At 60.9% G+C, this 2,419-nt stretch carries 2 protein-coding genes; one reads left to right on the top strand and one right to left on the bottom strand.

All coding sequences use genetic code 11. From position 1 onward, the window contains the following. Window positions 1-1,821: transglycosylase domain-containing protein (locus ACTG3T_RS02275; protein ID WP_439100644.1), on the bottom strand; the 1,821-nt coding region annotated here is incomplete at its 3' end. A gap of 136 nt (window positions 1,822-1,957) precedes the next feature. On the opposite strand from ACTG3T_RS02275, the gene ACTG3T_RS02280 reads away from it, so the two are divergent. Beyond that, on the top strand, window positions 1,958-2,419 hold a 462-nt coding region (locus tag ACTG3T_RS02280; protein WP_439100645.1), incomplete at its 3' end, for an adenosine kinase.

Below are 2,419 nucleotides of genomic sequence, written 5' to 3' on the forward strand. Positions count from 1 at the left end.
CACTTCCCGCAGAGCGTAATGGAGGAGATGAACAGCGCGGGGATCCACGGCGCGCTCGTATTCGGTGATGTTGTTGCGCAGTATCTCACCCCTCCGGTTGACGATGGAAAGAATACTGCGAAGAGGCGTGCGTGTGCCGTCCACGGCAATCGTCTGGTAGACCCGCGCCATCATCAGAGGTGAGTACTCCCCCGCGCCAAGGACGAGTGAGGGCACTCTCGGCACGTCCTGCCGCAGGCCCAGGCGTTGCAGCATATCCACCACCGCCGGAAGTCCGATTTCCATGCCCAGACGGGCCGTTGCCTGGTTGTAGGACTTGGCCAGGGCGCGATGGAGTAAAACATCACCGTGAGATTCACGGTCAAAGTTACGCGGCGCCCAGACATCCCCATTAGGTCCGGCCACACGCAGGGAAGAATCATCCAGCGGTGTTGCCAGGGTGTACGCCTCCGGCTGCTCCAGCGCCGCCAGATACAGTGCCGGTTTTAGCAGAGAGCCCGCTGGACGCCGCGCATCCAGGGCACGGTTAAAGCCCGTGGCCCGCGGCTTGCGCCCGCCCACAACTGCCACCACCTCACCGTTAACAGTTCGCGTCACGACGCTTGCGGTCTGTAGATCTCCCGCGGGATTGAGCGCGTCCATGATGCGCGTGGTGCTGCGCTCCAGTTGCTCCTGGAGCCGTGGGTCGAAGGGCGTGAAAATACGCAGCCCCGCCGTGGCGTAATCCTCCTTGCGGTACTGCTCCGTCAGATGCCGTCTCACGAGATCCAGATAAGCGGGGAAGGTGTCGGAACGGCGGGAACCACCCACCGAGAGCGGCATAGCCTGAGCGACCACCGCCTGCTCCTCGTTGATCACCCCCTGCTCCGCCATAACCTCAAGAACCAAATCCCGGCGCTCCCGTGCCCGGCGTGGATTGCGACTGGGATTATAAAAACTGGGACCGCGGATCATACCGATGAGTAGCGCCTGCTGATGCAGTCCCAGCTCCTCGAGGGGGCTGTCGAAATAATGCTGCGCCGCGAGCGCAAAGCCATGAATCGCCCGGGGGCCATCCTGACCGAGATATACCTCGTTCATGTAGCTCTCGAGAATCTCCGGCTTCTCGTAATGCAGCTCTATGAGCATGGCCATAAACAGCTCAATAAGCTTCCGCTTGAGTGTTCGCTCGGAACTCAGATAGTAATTTTTCACCAGCTGCTGCGTAATGGTGCTGCCGCCGGCAACCACCCGCCCCGATCGCATATTGCCCAGCGCGGCGCGAACGATACCCGTGGGCGAAAAGCCCAGGTGGGAGTAAAAGTTGCGGTCCTCGATGGCCAGCAAACCACCCTGTAGCGTTTCAGGCACCTCCTCGAGGCGCAGGAGGAGACGGTCCTCGCCGTGCGCAGGGTAAATCCCGCCCATCTGGAGGGGCTCAAGACGCAGAATATCCAGCTCATCGCCAGCGCTGGTTAATCCCTTAAGACTGGCAGCGGAAAACTCCAGCGTCGCGAGGCGTGCCGGTTCGCGGCCGTCGGGGAAAACAAAGCCCCGGCTGTGAAGCCGCACACGACTGCCAAAGACCTCGTACTCACCGCGATCGCGCACGCGGCTCACTTTGCGATACCCGAGGCGCTCCAGCTCACCCAGGACCGCAGCCTGGGGTAATCGGGCGCCCACAAACAGCTCCAGAGGGCGCGCGAAGACCTGCGCAGGCAGCGCATAGCGCTTGCTTTCAAAGGTGTCGGTTATCAGGGCGTTGAGATAAAACAGTCCGACGACAACCACACAGACAAAAACGGCGATTAGCTTGCGCAAAAAAGAGAGGAAGCGTTTCATGGCCGCGCAGTGTACTTCGCGGCGTATTAAGCAGCCACAGGCAGCAGGCGCAGATAGCGTCCCATTGCGCGTCTACCCTACACATCATCGGGCAAGATGCGCATAATGCCGCGCTCAAAGGGATACAGGTGACAACATGAAACAGTTCAAAGTGTATGGACTGGGCGCAGCGCTGGTAGACACCGAGATTCGGGTAGACGATGCCCTGCTTGCGGAACTCGGCGTCGAGAAAGGCCTGATGACGCTGGTGGACGGTAACCGTCGCGGGGAGCTGCTCCGGGCCCTGGATGGACACCTGGTAGAGGCCAGCCACGCCAGCGGCGGCAGCGCGGGCAACTCCGTGATTGCGACGGCGCTGTTTGGTGGCAATTGCTTTATGACCTGTCGCGTAGCTGATGATGCGGATGGACGCATCTATCTATCGGATCTCCGGGACGCCGGCGTGAGCTTTCCACCACCGGCAAACACCGACGACCCCACGGGCAAGTGCCTGGTGCTCGTCACCCCCGATGCGGAGCGCAGCATGAACAGCTTTCTGGGGGCCTCCGAAAGCCTCAGCATAGAACAGCTGGATCCCGAAGCCATCAGGAATTCTGAA

Source organism: Congregibacter sp., from assembly GCF_965660375.1.
Classification (GTDB): domain Bacteria; phylum Pseudomonadota; class Gammaproteobacteria; order Pseudomonadales; family Halieaceae; genus Congregibacter.